Source organism: Nocardioides houyundeii (genome assembly GCF_002865585.1).
GTDB lineage: Bacteria > Actinomycetota > Actinomycetes > Propionibacteriales > Nocardioidaceae > Nocardioides > Nocardioides houyundeii.
Genome location: NZ_CP025581.1, coordinates 1430541 through 1452032, shown reverse-complemented (window position 1 = coordinate 1452032; position 21492 = coordinate 1430541). Strand labels below are relative to the sequence as shown.

At 71.9% G+C, this 21492-nt stretch carries 29 protein-coding genes; 13 read left to right on the top strand and 16 right to left on the bottom strand.

Features of this window, described 5'->3' with window-relative positions; all coding sequences use genetic code 11:
* Positions 1-43 precede the first annotated feature (43 nt).
* A complete protein-coding gene (locus C0R66_RS07060) occupies positions 44-1177 on the top strand; it encodes a cysteine desulfurase family protein (RefSeq protein ID WP_199286846.1) in 1134 nt (377 codons plus the stop codon).
* Entirely contained in the window at positions 1174-1413 is a 240-nt protein-coding gene (locus tag C0R66_RS07055) for a sulfurtransferase TusA family protein (protein ID WP_101524108.1), read from the top strand. The genes C0R66_RS07060 and C0R66_RS07055 overlap by 4 nt, the downstream gene beginning before the upstream one ends.
* Before the next feature lie 22 nt (positions 1414-1435).
* Here C0R66_RS07055 and C0R66_RS07050 read toward each other — a convergent pair whose 3' ends face one another.
* On the bottom strand, positions 1436-2344 hold the full coding sequence (locus C0R66_RS07050; protein ID WP_338418219.1) for a carbohydrate kinase family protein: 909 nt from the start codon (positions 2342-2344) through the stop codon (positions 1436-1438).
* A gap of 200 nt (positions 2345-2544) precedes the next feature.
* Between C0R66_RS07050 and C0R66_RS07045 the strand changes: the two genes are divergently transcribed.
* Positions 2545-2727 (top strand): hypothetical protein, encoded by a 183-nt coding sequence (locus tag C0R66_RS07045; RefSeq protein WP_241901607.1) that lies wholly within the window; start codon positions 2545-2547, stop codon positions 2725-2727.
* A gap of 89 nt (positions 2728-2816) precedes the next feature.
* Here the strand turns inward: C0R66_RS07045 and erpA are convergent, their stop codons facing one another.
* Positions 2817-3179 (bottom strand): iron-sulfur cluster insertion protein ErpA, encoded by a 363-nt coding sequence (erpA, locus tag C0R66_RS07040; protein WP_101524106.1) that lies wholly within the window; start codon positions 3177-3179, stop codon positions 2817-2819.
* Between the two features lie 81 nt (positions 3180-3260).
* Positions 3261-4346 (bottom strand): glycerate kinase family protein, encoded by a 1086-nt coding sequence (locus C0R66_RS07035; protein ID WP_101524105.1) that lies wholly within the window; start codon positions 4344-4346, stop codon positions 3261-3263.
* A gap of 49 nt (positions 4347-4395) precedes the next feature.
* Here C0R66_RS07035 and C0R66_RS07030 point away from each other — a divergent pair, with 49 nt between their 5' ends.
* Entirely contained in the window at positions 4396-5304 is a 909-nt protein-coding gene (locus C0R66_RS07030) for a GNAT family N-acetyltransferase (RefSeq protein WP_241901606.1), read from the top strand.
* Positions 5305-5356: 52 nt separating this feature from the next.
* Positions 5357-5956, top strand: a complete 600-nt coding sequence (locus C0R66_RS07025) for a hypothetical protein (RefSeq protein ID WP_101524103.1) — start codon at positions 5357-5359, stop codon at positions 5954-5956.
* A 38-nt stretch (positions 5957-5994) separates the two neighbouring features.
* On the opposite strand, the gene nadA is transcribed toward C0R66_RS07025, so the two are convergent.
* Genes nadA through C0R66_RS06995 form a run of 6 tightly spaced genes read right to left on the bottom strand, consistent with a single transcriptional unit; the run spans position 5995 to position 10805 of the window.
* Positions 5995-7179, bottom strand: a complete 1185-nt coding sequence (nadA, locus tag C0R66_RS07020; RefSeq protein ID WP_101524102.1) for a quinolinate synthase NadA — start codon at positions 7177-7179, stop codon at positions 5995-5997.
* Between the two features lie 9 nt (positions 7180-7188).
* Complete coding sequence (locus C0R66_RS07015; protein ID WP_101524101.1) at positions 7189-8265, bottom strand: sensor histidine kinase; 1077 nt, start codon at positions 8263-8265, stop codon at positions 7189-7191.
* Positions 8262-8837, bottom strand: coding sequence for a PspA-associated protein PspAB (gene pspAB, locus C0R66_RS07010; protein WP_101524100.1), 576 nt, complete (start codon positions 8835-8837; stop codon positions 8262-8264). The genes C0R66_RS07015 and pspAB overlap by 4 nt, the downstream gene beginning before the upstream one ends.
* Positions 8838-8840: 3 nt before the next feature.
* Positions 8841-9755, bottom strand: coding sequence for a zinc metalloprotease HtpX (htpX, locus tag C0R66_RS07005; protein WP_101524099.1), 915 nt, complete (start codon positions 9753-9755; stop codon positions 8841-8843).
* Between the two features lies 1 nt (position 9756).
* Positions 9757-10035: a PspA-associated protein PspAA gene (pspAA, locus tag C0R66_RS07000; RefSeq protein ID WP_101524098.1), complete on the bottom strand. Its 279-nt coding sequence runs from the start codon at positions 10033-10035 to the stop codon at positions 9757-9759.
* Positions 10035-10805 (bottom strand): PspA/IM30 family protein, encoded by a 771-nt coding sequence (locus C0R66_RS06995; protein ID WP_101524097.1) that lies wholly within the window; start codon positions 10803-10805, stop codon positions 10035-10037. The genes pspAA and C0R66_RS06995 overlap by 1 nt, the downstream gene beginning before the upstream one ends.
* Positions 10806-10949: 144 nt before the next feature.
* Between C0R66_RS06995 and C0R66_RS06990 the strand changes: the two genes are divergently transcribed.
* Complete coding sequence (locus tag C0R66_RS06990; protein ID WP_101524096.1) at positions 10950-11558, top strand: DUF3043 domain-containing protein; 609 nt, start codon at positions 10950-10952, stop codon at positions 11556-11558.
* A gap of 19 nt (positions 11559-11577) precedes the next feature.
* Positions 11578-12387 carry a hypothetical protein gene (locus tag C0R66_RS06985; RefSeq protein ID WP_101524095.1) on the top strand — a complete coding sequence of 270 codons (810 nt, stop codon included), beginning with the start codon at positions 11578-11580 and terminating at the stop codon, positions 12385-12387.
* Here C0R66_RS06985 and C0R66_RS06980 read toward each other — a convergent pair.
* From C0R66_RS06980 to paaA, 5 genes are read right to left on the bottom strand one after another with little or no spacing between them, the layout of a single operon-like run.
* Positions 12343-13419, bottom strand: coding sequence for a 2Fe-2S iron-sulfur cluster-binding protein (locus C0R66_RS06980; protein ID WP_101524094.1), 1077 nt, complete (start codon positions 13417-13419; stop codon positions 12343-12345). The genes C0R66_RS06985 and C0R66_RS06980 overlap by 45 nt on opposite strands.
* 21 nt (positions 13420-13440) lie before the next feature.
* Positions 13441-13929, bottom strand: coding sequence for a 1,2-phenylacetyl-CoA epoxidase subunit PaaD (paaD, locus tag C0R66_RS06975; protein WP_101526095.1), 489 nt, complete (start codon positions 13927-13929; stop codon positions 13441-13443).
* Positions 13926-14678 (bottom strand): 1,2-phenylacetyl-CoA epoxidase subunit PaaC, encoded by a 753-nt coding sequence (paaC, locus tag C0R66_RS06970; protein WP_241901605.1) that lies wholly within the window; start codon positions 14676-14678, stop codon positions 13926-13928. Before paaC ends, paaD begins: the two co-directional genes overlap by 4 nt.
* A complete protein-coding gene (paaB, locus tag C0R66_RS06965) occupies positions 14675-14962 on the bottom strand; it encodes a 1,2-phenylacetyl-CoA epoxidase subunit PaaB (protein WP_101524093.1) in 288 nt (95 codons plus the stop codon). Before paaB ends, paaC begins: the two co-directional genes overlap by 4 nt.
* Complete coding sequence (paaA, locus tag C0R66_RS06960) at positions 14959-15918, bottom strand: 1,2-phenylacetyl-CoA epoxidase subunit PaaA (protein ID WP_101524092.1); 960 nt, start codon at positions 15916-15918, stop codon at positions 14959-14961. The genes paaB and paaA overlap by 4 nt, the downstream gene beginning before the upstream one ends.
* A gap of 82 nt (positions 15919-16000) precedes the next feature.
* On the opposite strand from paaA, the gene C0R66_RS06955 reads away from it, so the two are divergent.
* From C0R66_RS06955 to C0R66_RS06945, 3 genes are read left to right on the top strand one after another with little or no spacing between them, the layout of a single operon-like run.
* Positions 16001-16546, top strand: a complete 546-nt coding sequence (locus C0R66_RS06955) for a GNAT family N-acetyltransferase (protein ID WP_101524091.1) — start codon at positions 16001-16003, stop codon at positions 16544-16546.
* Complete coding sequence (locus C0R66_RS06950) at positions 16546-17307, top strand: AzlC family ABC transporter permease (protein WP_101524090.1); 762 nt, start codon at positions 16546-16548, stop codon at positions 17305-17307. Before C0R66_RS06955 ends, C0R66_RS06950 begins: the two co-directional genes overlap by 1 nt.
* Entirely contained in the window at positions 17307-17603 is a 297-nt protein-coding gene (locus tag C0R66_RS06945; protein WP_101524089.1) for an AzlD domain-containing protein, read from the top strand. Before C0R66_RS06950 ends, C0R66_RS06945 begins: the two co-directional genes overlap by 1 nt.
* Positions 17604-17612: 9 nt before the next feature.
* On the opposite strand, the gene dapB is transcribed toward C0R66_RS06945, so the two are convergent.
* Entirely contained in the window at positions 17613-18386 is a 774-nt protein-coding gene (dapB, locus tag C0R66_RS06940) for a 4-hydroxy-tetrahydrodipicolinate reductase (RefSeq protein WP_101524088.1), read from the bottom strand.
* Between the two features lie 79 nt (positions 18387-18465).
* Here dapB and C0R66_RS06935 point away from each other — a divergent pair, with 79 nt between their 5' ends.
* From C0R66_RS06935 to C0R66_RS06925, 3 genes are all read left to right on the top strand, one after another.
* Complete coding sequence (locus tag C0R66_RS06935; RefSeq protein ID WP_101524087.1) at positions 18466-18981, top strand: class I SAM-dependent methyltransferase; 516 nt, start codon at positions 18466-18468, stop codon at positions 18979-18981.
* A gap of 83 nt (positions 18982-19064) precedes the next feature.
* A complete protein-coding gene (locus C0R66_RS06930; protein WP_101524086.1) occupies positions 19065-19661 on the top strand; it encodes a transposase in 597 nt (198 codons plus the stop codon).
* A complete protein-coding gene (locus C0R66_RS06925; protein WP_101524085.1) occupies positions 19658-20191 on the top strand; it encodes a hypothetical protein in 534 nt (177 codons plus the stop codon). The genes C0R66_RS06930 and C0R66_RS06925 overlap by 4 nt, the downstream gene beginning before the upstream one ends.
* Positions 20192-20195: 4 nt before the next feature.
* Here C0R66_RS06925 and C0R66_RS06920 read toward each other — a convergent pair whose 3' ends face one another.
* Positions 20196-21470, bottom strand: coding sequence for a M16 family metallopeptidase (locus C0R66_RS06920; RefSeq protein WP_241901604.1), 1275 nt, complete (start codon positions 21468-21470; stop codon positions 20196-20198).
* Positions 21471-21492: the final 22 nt, after the last annotated feature.

The window sequence follows — 21492 nt, the reverse complement described above, 5'->3', positions numbered from 1 at the left end:
CATGCCGGTTCCGCGCACTCGGGTCTGGGCTAAGTTCTGAGCCGTGAGTGCCGAAGCTCGTACCGGGCTGGACGCCGCGTCGTCGGAGCCCCTGCACCCGGCTGCCCGTGACGTCCTGCTGGCGGCGCTCGACCAGGGGTACGCCGATCCCCGCCGGCTGCACCACGACGGGCGACGCGCTCGACTGCTCCTGGACAACGCCCGCGAGGTCGTCGCCCAGTCCCTGCAGCTGCGCCCTGACGAGGTCACGTTCACCTCCTCCGGCACCGAGGCAGTGCATCGGGGGCTGCTCGGCCTGCACCGTGCCCGGGCCCGCCACGGGTCGACGGTGCTGCACTCCGCGGTGGAGCACTCGGCGGTGCACCACGCTCTGCGCTGGGCGGGCGTCCCGACCGTGGAGGTCCCCGTCACCACCACCGGGCAGGTGACCCGTGATGCGGTGCGCACCGCCCTGGGGGCGTCGGCCGCCCCGGTGGCCGTGGCTGCGGTCCAGCACGCCAACCACGAGGTCGGCACCGTGCACCCGGTGGCCGGGATCGCCGAGGAGCTCGGGGAGGTGCCGCTCTTCGTGGACGCCTGCGCCAGCGCCGGTCGACTGCCGCTGCCCGACGGCTGGGCCGCGGCGGCGGCCTCGGCCCACAAGTGGGGTGGACCGGCGGGGGTGGGTCTGCTGCTGGTGCGCAAGGGGGCGCGCTGGCGCAACCCGTTCCCCGAGGACGACCGGGTCGACCCGCGCTCCAGCGGCTTCGAGAACATCCCGGCCGCGCTGGCCGCGGCTGCCGCGCTCCAGGCCATGGTCTCAGAGCAGCAGGAGCTGGGGGCGCGGCAGTCCGCACTCGTGGAGCGGGTGCGGTCGGGCGTGGGGGCCCTGCCGGACGTCGAGGTGGTCGGTGAGCCGTCGCAGCGACTCCCCCACCTGGTGACCTTCTCCTGCCTCTACGTCGGGGGCGAGAGGCTGGTGACCGAGCTGGACCGTCTCGGCTTCGGGGTGGCCAGCGGGTCGGCGTGCACGGCCTCCACGCTGGCCCCCTCCCACGTGCTGGCGGCCATGGGTGCGCTGACCCATGGCAACGTGCGGCTCTCGCTGGGCCGCTCCGCGGACAGTCGGGCCGTGGAGGCCCTGCTCTCGGCGCTCCCCGAAGTGCTGGAGCGACTGCGGACCGAGGTGGGGCTGTGATCGTCCCCCCGGACCTGGAGCTCGACTGCCGCGACCTGCTCTGCCCGATGCCCGTGATCGAGCTGGCTCGCCACCTGGACCAGGTGCAGGTCGGTCAGGTGGTGGCCGTGGTGGCGCGCGACCCCGCAGCACGGGTCGACGTACCCGCCTGGTGCCGGATGCGGGGCCAGGAGTACCTGGGCAGCGACCTCACCGACGAGCAGGTGCCGCGCTACCTGGTGCGACGTACCGGTTGAGGCTGCTGCGCGCGGGGCGCCCTCAGGGATGCAGGGTGCGCAGGTGCGGGGCGATGTCGGCGGCGGCCTCGACGCCGTAGGTCTTCTCGCAGCGTGCCAGGAAGGCCTCGCCGGACAGGACGTACTCCTGGGTGCCGACCCGCTCCACCACGTGCACGGCGAGCAGGCAGCCCAGCTGCGCGGCCCGCTCGTGGCCCAGCCCCCAGGTCAGGGCGGCGAGGAACCCGGCTCGGAACGCGTCGCCGACACCGGTCGGCTCGAGCGGCACCACGTCCGGCACGGCGCTGACGGTGATGGTCTCGACGCCCTCGGCCTGCACGCGCACCCCGCGGGCACCCAGGGTGACGATCCAGGTCCCGACCCGGGACAGCACCTCCGCCTCGCTCCACCCCGTCTTCTGCATGATGAGCGAGGCCTCGTACTCGTTGGAGAACAGGATGTGCGCGCCCTCGATCAGCTGCCGGATCAGGACGCCGTCCCCGAAGGCCAGCTGCTGGGAGGGGTCGGCGACGAAACGGTAGCCGCGCTGCCGGCACTCGTCGGTGTGGCGCAGCATCCCGTCGGGGTCGTCCGGCCCGATCAGCACGTAGTCCGGCTCCCCCACGCGGTCCACGATCGGCTTGAGCTCGATCTCCCGGGACTCGCTCATCGCGCCGGGGTAGAACGAGGCGATCTGCGCCATCGAGCTGTCGTTGGTGCACACGAAACGGGCGGTGTGACGGGTCTGGGAGACGTGGACGGAGTCGCAGTCCACCCGGTGCCGTTCCAGCCAGGCGCGGTACTCGGCGAAGTCCTCACCCACCGCGCCGACGAGCACCGGGGTCAACCCCAGGTTGCCCAGTCCGAAGCAGATGTTGGCCGCGACTCCCCCGCGCCGCACCTCCAAGTCGTCGACCAAGAAGGAGACCGACAGCTTGTCGAGCTGGTCCACCACCAGCGAGTCGGAGAAGTGCCCCGGAAGGACATCAGGTGGTCAGTGGCGACGGATCCCGCGATGAGCAGCGACATGTCTGGGCACACTACTAGCGAGTTGCGCTACAAGTACCAATCGGTAACCCTTAGCGTCGGGCCATGACCGCTTCTATACCAGGTTCACACCTCCCCTACGACGAGCTCTCGACACCCACCGAGATGAGTGCCGACGCGCGCCAGGTGGTGTCCTCCCTCCGCCTGGAAGGAGTGGCCAGGGCAGCAGTCCGGCCGGCACCGAGCATCCACTTCGCGGACTATCCACGCGAGGTGCCCAAGCGGGAGATCCAGGTCAGCGCGGCAGCGGCCCGGATCGCCAACGCGATGCACCTGCACCTGGACTGACCCCGTGTCCGTACGCCGGACATGAAGAAGCCCCCGCCTGCTCGGCGGGGGCTTCTCTCACGTCACGGGTGACTCGGTGGAACGCCGACTCAGTGGAACGAGTCGCCGCACGCGCAGGAGCCGGTCGCGTTGGGGTTGTCGATCGTGAAGCCCTGCTTCTCGATGGAGTCGACGAAGTCGATCATCGCGCCGTTGAGGTAGGGCACGCTCATCCGGTCGACGACGACGGTGACGTCGTCGAAGTCGGTGGTGACGTCGCCGTCCAGGGTGCGCTCGTCGAAGAAGAGCTGGTACCTCAGACCGGAGCAGCCACCGGGCTGCACCGAGATCCGCAGCGCCAGGTCTGTGCGACCCTCCTGCTCGAGGAGACTCTTGACCTTGGCGGCCGCAACGGGGCTCAGGTTGATCTGGTCGGTGCGTCGCTCTTCGGTGGTCTCGACCTGCTCGGTCATGTGATCTCCCGTGGGGATAGGTCGCGGTTGTTACCGACCCCAATGCTCTCACAGACCCGGTTATTCCACAGGTCCGCCGACTCAGGACGACCAGGTGCGGGCCACGCGCTCGGCCAGCTCCGCGAGCGCCTCGCCCGGAGCGCCGAACGCCCGGTCCTCCCCGATCAGCTCGACGACCGAGTACGCCGACTCGATCCCGAGCGCGCGCATCTCCCGGGCCCCGACGAGCACCTGCCCCGCCAGCGCCACACAAGGGCGCAGCGCCTCCGCGGCGATCTCGGCCACCCCGTAGGGCACCTTCCCGGCCCTGCTGGAGAAGTCGAAGGCGCCCTCGCCCGTCAGCACCAGGTCCGCACGCCGGGCGCGTCCGGGGAGGTCCACCGCCCGGGCCACCAGCGAGATGCCCGGCTCCCGGCTGCCACCCAGCAGCAGCAGGGCGTAGCCGAGCCCTCCCGCGGCACCGGCTCCGGGCTCCAACGAGAGCCGCCGGTCGCACACCTCGGCGTACCGCTCCAGGGCAGCGTCCAGGGCCGGCATCCGGTCCTCGGCGACGCCCTTCTGGGGCCCGTAGGTCTTGACCGCCCCGAACAGCCCGGTGAGCGGGTTGTCCACGTCGCTGGCCAGCACCAGCTCCACCCCGTCCAGCGCCTCCCGGGGCCGGCTCAGGTCGACTCGGGTGATGCCGGTCAGACCTCGGGGTCCCTGGTCCAGCGGTCGATCCGCGGTGGCGCCCAGCGCCGCGAGGAGACCCGCCCCGCCGTCCGTGGTCCCCGACCCGCCCAGGCCCACCACGATTCGGTGCGCCCCGGCCTCGAGCGCCGCGGCGACCAGCTCACCGACCCCGAGGGTCGAGGCCAGCTCGGGATCCCCGCCGCCGACCAGGTGCAGCCCGCACGCCTGCGCTGACTCGAGGTGGGCGACACCGTCGAGGAGCAGGATCGAGGCCGGGACCTGCTCGCCGAAGGGCCCCGAGACCGAGGCTGCCAGCAGCTCGCCGCCGAGGGAGGCGTGAAGGACGTCCACGAACCCCGGACCTCCGTCCGCCATCGGCGCCAGGTCCACCTCGTCGCCCGGCGCGTGCCGCGCCCAGCCCGCGGCCATCGCCTCGGCCGCCTGCACCGCGGTCAGGGTTCCGGCGAACTTGTCAGGGGCGATCAGCACTCGCATGGGCACATCCTGCCCCCTCCACGTCCCAGCACCCATACGATGCGTGCCCATGGGCCTCCACCGCACGACCCCACCGATGGACGTCGTGGTGCGACCGATGCGCCCCGACGACGTGCCCGTGGCGGAGCGTCTCTTCGCCCACACCCTGGTCGAGCTCGAGGGCTCCCTGGCCACGTTGGACTCCCCCGCCCCCCGGCTGCGCTCGCCGCAGCGCGCCCGTCTCTGGGTGCAGCGCACCCTGCGGTTCGTCGAGGACGACCCGGCCGGCTGCTGGGTCGCGGAGGAGAACCACTCGATGACCGGGTTCGCGACGTCCTTCCGGCGAGAGAGCACCTGGTTCCTCGCCTCCTACGCCGTGGCCAGCGACCGCCAGGGACGAGGCATCGGCAAGGCCCTGCTGGAGGCCGCGCTGACGCACTCCCGCGGGTGTCTGCGGGGGATGCTCTCGGCCTCGGTGGATCCCCGCGCCGCGCGACGCTACAAGGCGGCCGGCTTCGACCTGCATCCCCAGATGACGCTCAGCGGACCGCTCGACCTCAGCCAGGCCCCGGAGATCAGCCACGTGCGCGGCGGCACCTCCGGAGACCAGGAGTGGATGGACTCCCTGGACCGGTCCGCCCGGGGCGCCGCGCACGGACGCGACCACGAGTTCCTGCGTGAGACCCACAACCTCCAGGTGCTCGACCGCAGCAGCGGGCGGGGCTACGTCTACGCCGACGAGGCGGGGCAGGTGGCCGTGCTCGCCGCCTCCAGCCGTCGTACCGCCACCAGGCTGCTCTGGCACACCTTCCTGTCCTGCCCGACCGCGGAGACGACCCTCTCGCACGTCACCGCCGCCAACCAGTGGGCGGTGGACGTGGGCATGGCGGCCGGGCTCTCCCTGAGCACCCGGGGCTACCTCGGCCTTCGGGGCCTGAAGCCCCCGACGCCGTACCTGCACCACGGCGCCCTGCTCTGAGCGGGACGAGGCCAGTGCCTGCGCCCCGCCGGGCGCAGGTTAGATTCGTGGGGTGAACGACGTTCCCTGGATCGAGGCCCGCACGCTCGACACAGAGACCGTCCGCGAGACCTGGGCGCTCGCCGCCCGGCACCTGCTCGCAGACGTGGCTCGGGAGTACCACGCGGTGATCACCGTGTCGGAGCTCGGCGAGGCCGTGCAGCAGCGGACCCGGATCAGGAACCGCCAGCCGGCGAGCCAGTGGGTCGGCGACGTGCTCTACCGCGTCGCCAAGGACTGCGTGCGCCGACGCGAGCCGCTGCTCGGGTCGCTGTGCGTCGGCCCCGACGGCCGGATGAGCGACTGGTACGCCGACACGGTCGCCGCCGTCCGGGGCGACGTGGTCACCGACGTGGAGCAGCACGCGGCCCAGGAGCGGCTCGAGTGCTATCGCACCCACGGGGCCGAGCTGCCGCCCGACGGGGGCCAGCCGGCTCTCCCGCCCCAGCGACCGGCGACGGCTCGCGCCGGCCGGACCAGCTCGTCGCCGCGCGCCGCGAAGACGTCGTCGGCCCGTCCCGCGGCCCGCAAGCCCGAGCCGGTGGCCGCGCCGGTCTGCCCCAGGTGCTTCATGGTGCTGCCCTCGACGGGGATCTGCGACAACTGCGACTGAGAGCCGGCCCAACCCCGGCACCCTGCAGGCTCGGCCCCTCAGTCGCGGTGCGATCTCCCCGGCAGGTCCAGCATCCGCTGCAGCGCGACGCGCGCCCACTCCTCGGTCTCGTCGTCGACGTCGATCTGGTTGACGACGTCGCCGGCGACCAGCGACTCCAGCGCCCAGACCAGGTGGGGCAGGTCGATCCGGTTCATCGTGGAGCAGAAGCACACGTTGCGGTCGAGGAAGACGATGTTCTTGTCCGGGTGGGCGTCGGCAAGACGCTTGACCAGGTTCAGCTCCGTGCCGATGGCCCAGGTGGAACCCGGCGCCGCCGCCTCGATGGTCTTGATGATGAACTCGGTGGAACCCACCAGGTCGGCCTTCAGCACGACCTCGTGGCGGCACTCCGGGTGCACCAGCACGTTGATGCCGGGGTGCTTGGCGCGCAGCTCGTCGACGACCTCCTCGGTGAACCGGCCGTGCACCGAGCAGTGACCGCGCCACAGGATGACGCGCGCGTCGCGCAGCTGGTCCGGGGTGAGCCCTCCGCCGGGCAGGAGCGGGTCCCACACGACGCAGTCCCCCAGCGAGAACCCCATCTTGAGCACGGCGGTGTTGCGACCCAGGTGCTGATCGGGGAGGAACAGCACCTTGGCGCCGCCGGGAGCCTCGGGCCGCTGGTCGAACGCCCACTCGAGCGCGACATCGGCGTTGGAGGAGGTGCACACGACCCCGCCGTTGCGCCCGCAGAACGCCTTGATGTCGGCAGAGGAGTTCATGTAGGTCACCGGCACGACGCTGTCCTGGATGCCGGCGTCGGCCATCGCGTCCCAGGCATCCTCGACCTGGGCCAGGCGCGCCATGTCCGCCATGGAGCAGCCGGCGGCGAGGTCGGGGAGGATCACCTTCTGGGAGTCCGAGGTGAGGATGTCGGCGGACTCGGCCATGAAGTGGACGCCGCAGAAGACGATGAACTCGGCCGCGGGTCGGGCGGCCGCGTCCCGGGCCAGCTTGAAGCTGTCGCCGGTGACGTCGGCGAACGCGATGACCTCGTCGCGCTGGTAGTGGTGGCCCAGCACGAAGACCCGGTCCCCCAGGGCCGCCTTGGCTGCGGCAGCGCGTGCCACCAGGTCCGGGTCCGAGGCCGCCGGCAGGTCGCCGGGGCACTCGACCCCGCGCTCGGCTCCGAGGTCGCGCCCCTTGCCCAGCGGAAGAAGGGGGAGGTCGATCGTCGTCATGCTCGGATCCTAGTCCGCGACGATCACGGACCCCGCGGGTCGCCCGGCTGCTGGCAGGGTGAACCAGATCTCGCTGCCTCCGCCGGGACGCGGGGCGGCCCCCATCCGGCCCCCTGCCGCCGTCACGATGCGCAGGGCGGTGGAGAGACCCAGTCCGAGCCCGGGGACCTTCTTGTCCAGGCGCACCATCGGGTCGAAGATCCGCTCGCACTCCTCGGCCGGGATGCCGCGAGCGTTGTCGAGGACGCTGATCCGCCACTGGCCACCCAGGTCCTCGGCTGAGATCTCCACCTGGGGCTCGACGCCGTCGTGGGTGAACTTGCGCGCGTTCTCGATCAGGGACACCAGCACCACCCGGAGAGCCCCGGGGTCTCCCACGACCGTCGGCAGGGCTCCCGAGACCCGCACCTGACCGGCCAGCACGTCCTCGAGATCACCGAGCGTCCGCTCCACCTCGGCCTGGAGGTCGGTCAGCCCGGCGACCGGATCCTGCGCGTAGGAGAGCAGGTCGGAGGTCATCCGCTTCATCCGCAGCGCGCTGCTGCCGGCGCGGTCCAGCAGCGAGGCCAGGAGTGCCTGGGAGCCCTCGTCCACCTGGTCGCGGGCGATCTCCAGCGACATCGCCACCGCCGCCAGCGGGTTGTTGAGGTCGTGGGCGACCTTGCCCAGCACCTGGGTGAGCTGCTCCTGCGACCGTGCCGCACCCTCCCGTGCCTCGAAGGCCTGGTGGGCGAGCGCCTCGGACTCCAGGGCGCCCACCACGCCGTCGGCCAGCACGGAGAGATCCTGGACCACGCCCTCGTCGAGCTCTCGGGGCGAGCCGTCGAGCACGCGGAGGACCCCCACCTGCGCACCGTCGGAGACCAGCGGAAGCTCCGCGACCACGTGCATGCCGGGCCGCTGGTCCTGGGCCGGTCCGGACAGGGTGGCCCAGCCCTGGGCCGAGGCGACGTCGACGGCGACGGCAGGCACGCCCGCGAGTCGGGCCGCCAGGCCGGTCAGCGCGTCGAGCCGAGGTCGTGGCGCCGGAGTCAGGGCGCCGGCGGTCTCGAGGTCATGGAGCCGGGCATCGGTGGGGCTGGTCACAGTCCCGGAGCATCCCACACAGCGAGCCACCTCTGGAGGTCTTTCTCCATCGGCAGCTCGCCCGCGAGCTGGTCGCGCAGCTGGAGCTCGAGGAGGTTGTCCCGGCGGTGCTCACCCGGCACGGGGGCGAAGGGGTAGAACGTGCCCTGCTTGTAGAGGTAGACCAGCCCGACGCTTCGGCCCGTGGCGTCCGCGAACGGCACCATGGTGCACAGCAAGCCGCCGCCGAAGCCCTGGGCCTCCAGGCTGGAGTTGACCGCGTGCAGTCCGGTGCACAGCCCCGCCAGGTCGTTCGGCTGGCCGTCCACGACCAGCCAGGTGTAGCCGTAGGAGTCCTGGGTGGTGCGGACCGCCGGGGCCTGGGGGTCCGCCTCGAGCAGCTCGACGACCTCGCGCTGGGTCTGGGCGAAGGCTGCCCCGGCGGTGGCGCGGTAGCACACCGAACCAGTGCCGGTGGGCTCGAACCCGGCGGCCGTCTGGAGCGTCATGGAGGCGCTGGGCACCAGGAACAGCGCGTCGAGGTCAGGGGCCTTCGGTCTGGTCCGGCCCAGCACCGCATCCCACAGTCCCACGTCTCAGCCTATCGGGCGGCCGAGCTCGGCCTGGATCCGGGCGAGCTGCTCGAGACGCTGCTCCAACGACGGGTGGGTCGCGGTGAGGGTCTTGAGGGAGGCACCGCTGACGGCGGGGGCGATGAAGAAGGCGTTCATCGCCTGGGCGCCCCGGAGGTCGCGCTGTGGGATCGCCGACATCTCTCCGGTGATCTTCTGCAGCGCCGAGGCGAGGGCCGCCGGGTTCATGGTCAGGTAGGCCCCCGCGCGGTCCGCCGCCATCTCGCGATAGCGCGAGAGCAGCCTCATCAGCAGGAAGCTGACCGCGTAGACGACCAGGCTGACGAGCAGGGCGATGGCGAACGCAGCGGCCGCTCCCCCGTTGTTGCCGTTGCTGCGGTTGCGGGTCAGGCCGCCGAACTGGGCGCCCCTGGTCATCATGCCCGCCACGATTCCGGCCGACGAGGCGACGGTCATGACCAGCACGTCACGGTGCGCGACGTGGGAGAGCTCGTGGGCCAGCACCCCTTCGAGCTCCTCGGCGTTCAGCTTGCCCAGGATCCCGGTGGTTACGCAGACCACCGACCGCTGGGGTGAGCGTCCCGTGGCGAAGGCGTTGGGGATGTCCAGGTCGGCGATCCCGACCCGAGGCTTGGGCATGTCCGCCATGGCGCACAGTCGGTCGATCATCCCGTGCAGCTCGGGCGCCTGCTCCGGGGTGACCTCGCGGGCCCTCATGGCGCGCATCGCCACCTTGTCCGAGCTCCACCACTGGTAGAAGGCGATGCCGATGCCGCCGAGAGCGATGAGCACCGCGAAGTTCGGGAACAGGTAGATCAGCACGACCACCAGCCCCACCAGCAGCGCGCCCAGCAGGAACATGACCAGGCCCATGCGGGCGACCAGCCCGTTGTCCTTGATGAAGCGCGAGTGGGCCATGTCAGCCGGGGATGAGTCCGTCGTCGCTGAGCATGCCCTTGACCTCGTCCAGGGTCGCGTCGGCCATGGGCAGGATCAGGTCGGACTCGTCGAGGCTGTCGGCCTGGTGCGGGACCCCGAGCTCGCGCACCCCGGCCAGCAGGGCCTCGAGCGTCCGGGCGAAGGCGACCTCGTCGAGCGCCTCGATCGCGGTCTCCAGGGCGGAGTCGAGCTGGTTGAGCTGCTCCAGCGACTCGTCGGCCACGTCGAACTGCCCCTCACCGAGGATGCGCACGATCATCAGGACTGACCCTCCGTGCTGGTGCGGCGCGGCTCCTCGGCCAGGATGTCGCCGGCCTCGAGGGCCTCGGGGGTCTTGCCCGCCTTGAGGCGGGCGAGCTCGGACTCCACGTCGGACTGCGAGCTCATCGCGTCGAGCTCGCGGCTGATGTCGTCGCTCCCGCCGACCTGAGAGACGTCGTCGAGGGCGCCGGAGCTGATCAGCTCGTCGATGGCGCCCGCCCGGGCCTGCAGCTGGGCGGTCTTGTCCTCGGCCCGCTGGATGGCCAGGCCGACGTCGCCCATCTCCTCGCCGATGCCGGACATCGCCTCGCCGATGCGGGTCTGGGCCTCCGCCGCGGTGTAGGTGGCCTTGATGGTCTCCTTGCGGGTGCGGAACGACTCGACCTTGGCCTGCAGTCGCTGCTGCGCGAGGGTGAGCTTCTCCTCCTCGCCCTGGAGGTTGGCGTGCTGAGTCTTGAGGTCGTTGATCTGGGTCGCGAGCCCGGACTTGCGGGTGAGGGCCTCGCGAGCAAGGTCCTCACGACCCATCTCGATGGCCTTCTGGGCCTGGGCGCTCAGCTTGTTGGCCTGCTGCTCGAGCTGGTTGACCTGGAGCTCCACGCGCTTGCGGCTCGTCGCCACGTCCGCGACGCCGCGGCGTACCTTGGAGAGGAGCTCGAGCTGGCGCTGGTAGCTGTAGTCGAGCGTCTGTCGGGGGTCCTCGGCCCGGTCCAGCGCCGAGTTCGCCTTCGAGTGGAAGATCAGGCTGATGCGCTTCATGAGACTCATCGGGGCGGGCCCCTCCCTTGTACTGGTCGTGTGCTGTGCAACTCACCCTATGACCAAACCCCAAGCGGGGCGAGACAAGAGGCGACCTGCCCGGAGAAGGTAGGCTTTGCGCGTTCACCCGCCGCTTCGTCCGAAGGCCCCGCGTTGTTCCGTCGCAGCAAGTCCGACTCCCCCTCCACCACCTCGGAGCCGGTCCCGCAGACCGCTGCGGCACCCGAGAGGCCCGGCGCCAAGGGGCGTCCCACGCCCACCCGCAAGGAGGCGGAGGCGGCGGCCCGGGCCAAGGCCAAGGTGCCTCGCACCCGCAAGGAGCTGGCAGCTGCCCAGCGCGCGGCCCGCGCCGAGTCCGGCCAGGGCGGGCGCGGCGCCACCAAGTCCGGCGACGACCGCCAGCTGCCGGCGCGCGACCGGGGCCCGATGCGCCGTTTCGTCCGCGACTTCGTGGATGCCCGCTTCTCCTTCATGGAGCTGATGCTGCCGGTGATGCTGGTGACCCTGATCCTCGGCTGGTCCGGCAAGCCCTACCTGGTCAGCACGGGCAACACCCTGCTGTTCGGGGCCCTGATGCTGATCGTGCTCGACGCCTTCTTCCTGCGCTTCAGGCTGCGCCGCGAGCTGGCGGCCCGCTTCCCCGGCGAGTCGACCAAGGGGACGACGTACTACGCCATCATGCGGGCCCTGCAGATCCGCTTCATGCGGCTGCCCAAGACCCAGGTCAAGATCGGCCAGACGCTGCCCGAGCGCTACCGCTGATCGCGACGGCGGATCCGCTATGACGTGGGGGCTGGTCGCCGGGCTGCTGGCCGCGGCCCTCTTCGGCGTCTCCGCGGTGGTCCAGGCCCATGCCGTACGGCGGGGCACCACGGCCGCCGACGGCCTCGGTGCCTTCGTCCATGCGGGGATCCGCGACCCGCTGCTGCTGGCCGTGGTCGTGGCCTACCTCCTCGGCTTCGTCCTGCACGCGGTCTCCATCTGGCTGCTCCCCCTCTACCTCGCGCAGGCGACGATCTCGCTGTCGCTCCCGGTCACGGCGCTCGCCTCGCGCCGCCTCTCCGAGGGGCTGGGCCGGCAGGCCTGGGCGGGCGTGGCGGCCATCACCGCAGGCCTGCTGCTGCTGGCCTACTCGTCCGGCCAGCCCGGGGACGTGGTCACCAACTGGTGGTTCTCCGGCATCCTGGCACTGGCCACGTGCCTGCTCGTGCTGTCGGGCCGCCTGGGGGGTAGCGGCAGCGGCGCGATGCTGGGCTGGCTGGCCGGGCTGGGGTACGCCGGCTCCGCCATCGCCGTCCGAGGCGTGGGGTGGCCGCTCCAGGCGCCCATGGTGCTGGCCGCGCTCCTGGTCCCCGCACTGGGCCTGCTGGCGTTCTGGCTGTACTCCGCGGCCCTGGAGCGCGGTGCGGTCTCCGCCGCGACCGCGCCCCTCATCACCGCCCAGACGTTCGTCCCGGCGCTGGTGGGGCTGGCCCTGCTGGGCGACGGCGTGCGTCCGGGCTGGTGGCCCGGCATCGCCGTGGGGCTGCTGCTGGCGGTCGGCGGGTCAGGCGTCGTAGTCCAGGACCACGCGGGTCGCCGTGGGGTGTGACTGGCAGGTCAGCACGTAGCCGCCTGCCACCTCGTCGGGCTCCAGCGCGTAGTTGAGGTCCATCGCGACCGTCCCCTGGACCACCTTGGCGCGGCAGGTGCCGCACACGCCTCCCTTGCACGCGAAGGGCAGGTCGCCGCGCACGGTCGCCATGGCGTCCAGCACCGTGGGCCCGTCCGGGCGGAGGTCGATCTCGCTGGCGCGTCCGTCGAGGTGGGCCACCACGCGGGCCGAGCCGTCGGGGGTGGCCACCTGCGCCAGCCTCCCACCGCGCGCCGGCTCGCCGCTCGGCGCGGTGGCATGGAAGAGCTCCACGTGCACCCGACCCGTCCCCCGGGCCACCAGCAGGGCGCGCAGCTCGGTCATCATCGGCTGCGGGCCGCACAGGAACCAGTCGTCGACCGCGGCGGAGTCGACGAACGCCGCCAGGAGCTGCGCGAGCCGGGCCGCATCGAGCCGACCGGACAGCAGCGTCGCGTCCCGGGCCTCCCGGGAGAGCACGTGCAGGACCTGGAGCCGGGTGGGATGGGCGTCCTTGAGGTCGTGCACCTCGTCGAGGAACATCACCGAGGCCGCGGTCCGGTTCGCGCACAGCAGGGTCACGGTGGAGCCGGGCTCCCCCTCCAGCAGGGCGGTGACGATGGAGAGCACCGGGGTGATGCCCGAGCCGGCGGCGATGGCGACGTACGACGCCTTGCGCGACGGGTCCGGCTCCGCGACGAACCGTCCCGCCGGCGTCATCACCTCGAGCACGTCCCCGGGGCGCAGGGTGCTGACCACCTGGTCGCTGAAGACGCCACCGGGCAGACGCTTGACGCCGATGCGCAGCGTGCCGCTGGACGGCGCGCAGCACAACGAGAAGGAGCGGCGCACGTCGTCGGGACCCAGGATCGTCAGGTGCTGGCCGGCCACGAAGGCGTAGTCCCCCGGCAGGTCGTCGGGAACCTCGAAGGTGATCGCCACCGCCTCGTCGGTGAGCGGGTCGACGCGGGCCACGGTCAGCGGGTGCACGCTCGCCTGGGGACGGGCCATCACCGGGCCATCACAGGGCCATCACAGAGTCTTGAAGTGGTCGAACGGCTCGCCGCAGGAGAGGCACACCCACAGGGACTTGCACGCCGTCGACCCGAAGCGGCTGGACTCCCGGGTCTCCAGGCTCCCGCAGAGCGGGCAGCGCACCGACACCGGGACCAGGACCGGTCCCCGCGGGGCCGGCGGGGCTATGCCGTGCTCGGCGAGCTTGCGGCGCCCCGCGTCGGTCATCCAGTCGGTGGTCCAGGCGGGCGCCAGCACGAGCTCCACGCAGACCCTGCGGTAGCCGGAGCGGCTCAGCACCTCGATCAGGTCCTCGCGGATGGACTCCATCGCCGGGCAGCCGGAGTAGGTCGGGGTGATCTGCACGTGGACCCGCCCCTGGTCGTCCTCGGTGACGTCGCGCAGGATGCCCAAGTCCCCGATGGTCACCACGGGCAGCTCGGGATCCTCCACCGTCGCGGCCAGCGCCCAGGGCCGCGAGCCTCGTCCCGTGGCGGGGGCGCTCACCACGTCGCCCCCGGGTGGGAGCGTGCGAGGTGCTGCATCTCGGCGAGCAGGAAGCCCATCTGCTCGGTGTGCAGGCCGTGGCGGCCCCGGGAGACCGCGTCGGGGTCCGTGGGCAGCGTCAGGGTCGCCGCCTCGACCACGGCCTCGATCTCGGCACTGGCCTGCTCGCGCAGGGTGGAGGGGGCCAGCACGGTCCCTGTCGCGGCCAGTCCGGGGTCCAGCCAGGAGTCGTCGAAGAGCTCGTGCACCCAGGGCCACTCGGCCGTGAGCGCCGCCTGCATGCGCCGGTGGGACTCCGCGGTCCCATCCCCCAGCCGGACCACCCAGTGCTGTGCGTGGTCCCGGTGGTAGGCGACCTCCTTGACGGCCTTGGCTGCGATGGCGGCGAGCATGTCGTCGGATTGTCGCGCCAGCTCGGCGTAGAGCACGTGCTGCCAGGTGGAGAGGCACAGCAGGCGGGCCATCGTCACCCCGAAGTCCGTCTGAGCACGCTCCACCAGGCAGACGTTGCGGAACTCGCGCTCCTCCCGCAGGTAGGCCAGCTCGTCCTCTCCCCCGGCTCGGCCGGTGAGCTCTGCGGCGTACGACAGCAGCGAGCGTGCCTGTCCGAGCTGGTCCAGGGCGATGTTGGCCAGGGCGACGTCCTCCTCCAGCTGGGGGGCGCGGCTGATCCACCAGGCCAGGCGCTGGCTGGAGACCAGCGCGTCATCAGCCAGGGCCAGCACGTAGCGCGCCAACGCTGCGTTCACAGGTGCTCGACCCCCTCCGGCACGTCGTAGAAGGTCGGGTGCCGGTAGACCTTGTCCGCGGCGGGGTCGAAGAAGGAGTCCTTCTCCTGCGGGCTGCTCGCGGTGATGGCCGCGGACGGGACCACCCAGACCGAGACCCCCTCCTGGCGACGGGTGTAGACATCACGGGCGTTGCGCAGCGCCATCTCGGCGTCCGGGGCGTGCAGGGACCCGGCATGCACGTGGGACAACCCGCGCCGGGAGCGCACGAAGACCTCCCACAGCGGCTCGGTCCAGGCGCTCATGCTGCACCGGGAGCCCGCGCCGCCTGCTTCGCCGCGTACGCCGCGGCCCCGTCCCGCACCCAGGCGCCGTCCTCCTGGGCGCGCACCCGGTGCTCCAGGCGCTGCGCGTTGCAGGGTCCCCGCCCGGCGATCACCTCGCGGAGCTCGGTGAAGTCGACGGGTGAGAAGTCGAAGTGCCCCCGCTCCTCGTTCCACCTCAGCTCCTGGTCGGGCAGCGTGAGCCCCAGCGCCTGCGCCTGCGGGACGGTCATGTCGACGAAGCGCTGGCGCAGCTCGTCGTTGGAGAAGCGCTTGATCCCCCACGCCGCCGACTGGGCAGAGTGCTGCGAGGCGTCGTCGGGCGGTCCGAACATCATCAGGCTGGGACGCCAGTAGCGGTCCACGGCGTCCTGGGCCATGTCGCGCTGGGCCGGGGTGCCCCGAGTGAGGGTGTGCAGGATCTCGAAGCCCTGCCGCTGGTGGAAGGACTCCTCCTTGCAGACGCGGACCATGGCGCGGGCATACGGGCCGTAGGAGCAGCGGCACAGCGGCACCTGGTTGACGATGGCGGCACCATCGACCAACCAGCCGATGGCTCCGACGTCGGCCCAGGTCAGGGTCGGATAGTTGAAGATGGAGGAGTACTTCTGCTGACCCCGGTGCAGCTTGTCGAGCAGTTCCTCGCGGGAGACCCCGAGCGTCTCGGCCGCGGCGTAGAGGTAGAGACCGTGTCCGGCCTCGTCCTGCACCTTCGCGATGAGCACCGCCTTGCGGCGCAGGCTGGGGGCCCGGCTGATCCAGTTGGCCTCGGGCTGCATGCCGATGATCTCGGAGTGGGCGTGCTGGGCGATCTGGCGCACCAGGGTGTCGCGGTAGCCCTGCGGCATCGCGTCCCGCGGCTCGATCCGCCCGTCCTCGGCCAGCAGCCGGTCGAACTCGTCGTCCGAGACCCGGATGGCCGCCTGCCTGTGATCCACATCACGACATTAGCACCGGTATAACACTCCCGTGCAACTCAAACGTGTCTCTGTAATGGACAGGACAAGGCAGGATGGCCCCATGAACAGCCCCACCGCAGACGTCTCCGTCCGGATCGCCTGGGCCGACGACGCCACCGCCATCGCCGCGCTGCAGGTCGTCGCCTGGCCCGCCCTGTACGACGGTCTCGTGCCGCCCGACGCGCTCCCCCAGGACGCCGAGGCGCTCGCGCCGGTGTGGCGCCAGGCGCTGAGCCGTCCCGCCGACGCGCGCAACCGGGTCCTGGTCGCGCTCGAGCGCAACCGCGTCGTCGGCTTCGCCCTCACCTCCCCCGCGGGCGACCCCGACTGTGACCCCATCGCCGACGGCGAGATCGCCGAGATCACCCTGCACCCGGAGGAACGACGCAAGGGCCACGGGTCGCGGCTGCTGCAGGCCGCGGTCGACACCCTGGTGGCCGACCGGTTCACCCGTGCGGTGACGTGGGTATCGGCACGGGACGACGCGCTGCGGACCTTCCTCGTCGAGGCCGGCTGGGCCCCCGACGGCGCGCACCGCGAGCTCGCCCTCGACGGCGCCGAGACCTCCGGTCTCAAGCAGGTCCGCCTGCACACCGCCATCGGCTGATGGGCTCCGAGCCGGTCCCGGCGCCCGGTCCGGAGCCCGGACTCCCGGACGCCGAGCGGCGCGGGATCGTGCGTGACTCGCTGGCCGTGGGAGCCGCCACCGGCCTGTACGGCGTCTCGTTCGGGGCCATCTCGGTCTCCAGCGGGCTGAGCGTGGCCCAGACCGTGGCGCTGTCGCTGCTGATGTTCACCGGGGCGTCGCAGTTCGCCCTGGTCGGGGTCGTGGCCGCGGGCGCCTCCGGCTGGTCCGGCGCGCTCACCGCCCTGCTCCTGGGCACCCGCAACACGCTGTACGGGCTGCGGCTGGCCCCGCTGCTCCAGCTCGGGCCCGCGACCCGCTTCGCCGCCGCCCACGTGGTGATCGACGAGTCCAGCGCGATGTCGGTGACCCGGTCGTCCCGGGAGGCGGCGCGACTGGGCTTCTGGACCACCGGCGTCTCGGTGCTGGTGCTGTGGAACCTGGCCACCCTGGTGGGGGCGGTCGCCGGCAACGCACTGGGCGACCCGCGGCGCTACGGGCTGGACGCAGCCGTGGGAGCGGCCTTCCTGGCGCTGCTGTGGCCACGCCTCGCCGCGCGTCGCCACCAGGTGGTGGCACTCCTGGCGGCCGCGGTGGCGCTGGGCCTGGTGCCCGTGACCCCTGCGGGGGTCCCGGTGCTGGCGGCGGGCGGCGTCGCCCTGCTCGTCGGACTGCTGAGTCGCGGCACCGAGGGCGGTGCCACCTCGGATGCGGTCCGTCCCGCGGGCGAAGGGCCAGACTGATGTGGACCGCGGTGCTGGTGGCCAGCCTCGGCTGCTACCTGCTGAAGCTTGCGGGCCTCTCGGTGCCGGCGGCGGTGCTCGAGCGGCCCGCGGTACGGCGGGTCGCCGACCTGATCCCCGTGGCCCTGCTCTCCGCCCTGGTGGCGGTGCAGGTGGCCGCGTCGGACTCCACGCTGGTCCTGGACGCGCGGACCGGCGGGCTGGCCTTCGCGGTCCTCGCCCTGGTGCTGCGCGCTCCGTTCCTCGTGGTGGTGTTCGGAGCGGCGCTCACCGCGGCCCTGATCCGCATGGTCTGACCCAGCGGGCTATTCCAGGCTGGGCAGGTCCAGGAGGTGCTCGAGCCCGACCGTCAGGCCGGGACGCCCACCGATCGCCCGCAGGCCCACGAGCACACCGGGGGTGAAGGAGGCGCGGTCCAGGGAGTCGTGCCGGATGGTGAGCGTCTCCCCCAGCTGTCCCAGCACCACCTCCTGGTGGGCGACCAGCCCTCGGATGCGTAGTGCGTGCACCGGAACCCCGTCGACCTCGGCGCCGCGCGCACCCGGCAGGGCCGTCGAGGTGGCGTCGGGCATGGGGTCGGACCCGGCGGCCCGGCGCGAGGCGGCGATCAGCTCCGCGGTACGCCGTGCCGTGCCCGAGGGCGCGTCGGCCTTGTCGGGGTGGTGGAGCTCGATGATCTCCACGGAGTCGAAGAACGGGGCTGCGAGCGCCGAGAATCGCATCATCAGGATCGCGCCGATGGAGAAGTTGGGGGCGATGAGGACTCCGGTGTCCGGGGAGTCCGCGAGCCAGCCTCGCAGCGTGCCCAGCCTGTCGTCGTCGAAGCCGGTGGTCCCGACCACGGCATGGATGCCGTGCTCGACGCAGAACCTGAGGTTCTCCATCACCACGTCGGGGTGGGTGAAGTCCACGACGGCCTGCGCGCCGGTCCGGACCAGCTCCTCGATCGGGTCGTCGGCGTCGATGGAGGCCACCAGGCTCATGTCGGTGGCCTGCTCGACGGCACGGCACACCTCCCTCCCGACCTTGCCCCTGGCTCCCAGGACTGCGACACGGAGTGGTTCGACGTCGTTGCTCACGGCTCACAATCTAGCCGCGCGACGCTGGAACGGGTGCCGGTGGCTGACTCCCGGACCGCCTAGTGGCAGGCTGTCCACCATGGCTCTGCAGACGATTCCGCCGCGGCTTCGCTGGGCGGTGGACATGATGGACGTCCAGCCCAGCGACCAGGTCCTGGAGATCGGGTGCGGCCCAGGGGCCGGCGCCGAGCTGATCTGCGGCAAGCTCGAGTCCGGAAAGCTCTTCGCCATCGACCGCTCGGAGTCTGGCGTGGACCGCACCAAGCGGCGCAATGCCAAGCACGTGGAGTCGGGTCGGCTCACGGTCCGCCAGATCGACCTGGCCACGTTGAGGGTTCCGGTCAAGCGCCTCAACAAGGTCTTCGCCTTCAACGTCAACCTCTTCTGGGTGCGCGACTGCCCCGACGAGATCGCCCTGCTCCACGAGCGGGTGGTCCCCGGCGGCGCGGTGTTCCTGTTCTACGACGCCAACCGGCCCGAGCTCGTCCCCACCATCGCGGAGCGGGCCTCCCGGGCACTGGCCGCCGGCGGGTTCCGCGTCTCGATCATCGAGCAGAAGGCTCCGCCGGTGATCGGCGTGATCGGCCGTCGTTAGGCCAGAGCCTCATGCCTTGCTCATATTAGGTTTACACCTAATAATGACACCTCATCAGATACTTTCCTTCTGAGGAGGTCGTCATGCGGGCCATCGTGCTCACCGCGGACCAGCGCTCCAGCAGGTCCTCGGCCGATGCCGTGCCCGACGTGCTGGCCAGGTTGGCGCGCCGGCCCAGCTTCCGCGCCTTCCAACGCACCGCGGGGGACGAGATCCAGGGCGTCCTGACCGCCCCCGAGTCGCTGGCACCGGTGCTGGAGGACCTGATGCGCGACGGCCGCTGGCACGTCGGACTGGGGCTCGGCCAGGTCGAGACGCCCCTGCCGACCTCGACCCGGGAAGGCCGTGGCCCGGCGTTCGTGGCGGCCCGCGAGGCCGTCACCACGGCCCGCACCGCCCCGTGGCACCTGCGGGTGGCCGGTGCCGACGTCGTCTCCCGTCACCTCGAGTCGACCCTGTGGCTGTGGGCCGCGGTGCTCGACCGCCGTACCGAGAAGGGGTGGCAGGTGGTCGACCTCGTCGACCAGGGCCTCTCCTACGAGGGCGCGGGGGAACGGCTCGGGATCAGCCAGTCGGCCGTCAGCCAGCGCGCTGCCGCCGCAGGACTGGTCGAAGGTCGCCGGGCCCGCGAGCTGGTCGCCGCGTGGGCCGGGCAGTGGCTCGCGGGAGGCGACGCGTGAGCGCCGCGACCGCCACTGTCGCGGGGCTCCTGAGCGCCGCGCTGGCGCTCTCGGCCCTGGGCTGGCGGGTGCGCCGACGCCGGCTGGTGGCGGCGCTCACGCTCGTCCTCCTCGCGACCGCGGCCCTGCTCGCCGCGCTGTGGACCGGGGAGGCCCCGAGCGCACGCTGGAGCGTCGCCCTGGTGGTGCTCACCGGGGCGCTCGCCGTCGCCGGCGGGGGCCCGGTGACCACGGCCGTGTTCAGCCTGGTCGACGGCCGCGGCCCCGACGAAACCGGTTCGGTACGCCGTGCCGCGGAGGTGCTGCGCGGTGGGGCCTGGATCGGCGCCCTGGAGCGGGCGGCCATCTTCGTCTCGATCGCCGCCGGCTGGCCGGAGGGGATCGCCATCACCTTGGCGCTCAAGGGCCTGGGGCGATACCCGGAGCTCCGTCACCAGGAGCGGCCGGGTATCGCCGAGAGGTTCCTGATCGGTACCTTCGTCAGCGTCCTCTGGGCGGCGTCGTGCGCAGGCGTGTTGCTGCTCACCTAGTCGGTCAGGGACCGACGACCGCCAGCAGCTCCGGCTGGGTGAAGAGCTCGGCGGCAAGGTCCTTGACCTCGGTCAGCGTCACGGCATCGATCCGGGCCAGGATCTCGTCGATGCTGAGGAGCTCGTCGTAGACCAGCTCCGCCTTCCCGAGCCTGGACATCCGCGCACCGCTGTCCTCGAGACCGAGGACGAGACCGGCGCGCATCTGCCCCTTGCCGCGTACCAGCTCCTCCTCGGTGATCCCCTCTGCCGCCACCTTGGCGAGCTCGCCCCGCACGGTCTCCAGCACGTCGTCCACCTTCGCGGGCAGGCACCCGACCGCGACGCCGACGACCCCCGCGTCGTCGTGGTGGCTGGCGAAGGAGTACACCGAGTAGGCCAGCCCCTTGTGCTCGCGCACCTCCTGGAAGAGCCGCGAGGAGGTGCTGCCGCCCAGGGCGGTGTTGAGCACTCCCAGCACGAACCGACGCGGATCGTTGCGGGTGATCCCCCTGACCCCCAGCACCAGGTTGACCTGCTCGAAGGGGCGCCGTACGTGCGACTCCCCCGCCGACACCCGCCGTGCCTCGGTCCCGACACGGGGCCGCACCGGAGGCTCGTCCCCCACCAGGAAGTTGTTGCGCCCGAAGGCCCGCCGCACCGTGCGGACCGCCGACGCGTGGTCCACGTTGCCCGCGACCGTCACGACCATGTTGGCCGGACGGTAGTGACGCTTGTAGAAGCGCAGCACCTGGGCCCGGGTCAGGGCGGTGATGGAGGCCTGGGTGCCCGCGATCGGGCGGCCCAGCGGAGAGTCGCCCCACGCCTGCTGGGCGAACAGGTTGTGCACCGCGTCGTCGGGGTCGTCGTCGTGCATCGCGATCTCGTCCAGGATCACCTCACGCTCGGCCTCGACGTCGTCCTCGGCGAGGGTGGAGCTGGTGATCATGTCGCCGATGACGTCCACGGCCAACGGCAGGTCCTCGTCCAGCACCCGCGCGTGGAAGCAGGTGTACTCCTTGGCGGTGAAGGCGTTGCACTCGCCCCCCACCGCGTCGAGTGCCACCGAGATGTCCAGCGCGGAACGCTCGCGCGTGCCCTTGAAGAGCAGGTGCTCGAGGAAGTGCGAGCAGCCGTGCAGGGTGGGCGACTCGTCCCGGGAGCCCACCGCCACCCAGACGCCGACGCTCGCCGAGCGCACGCCTGCCATCTGCTCGGTGACCACGCGCAGGCCACCGGGGAGCAGGGTACGACGCACCCGGGAGGTGACCTGCCCGTCCTCGTCCTTGACGGTCTGCAACGTGCGGGTCGACCCGACCGGC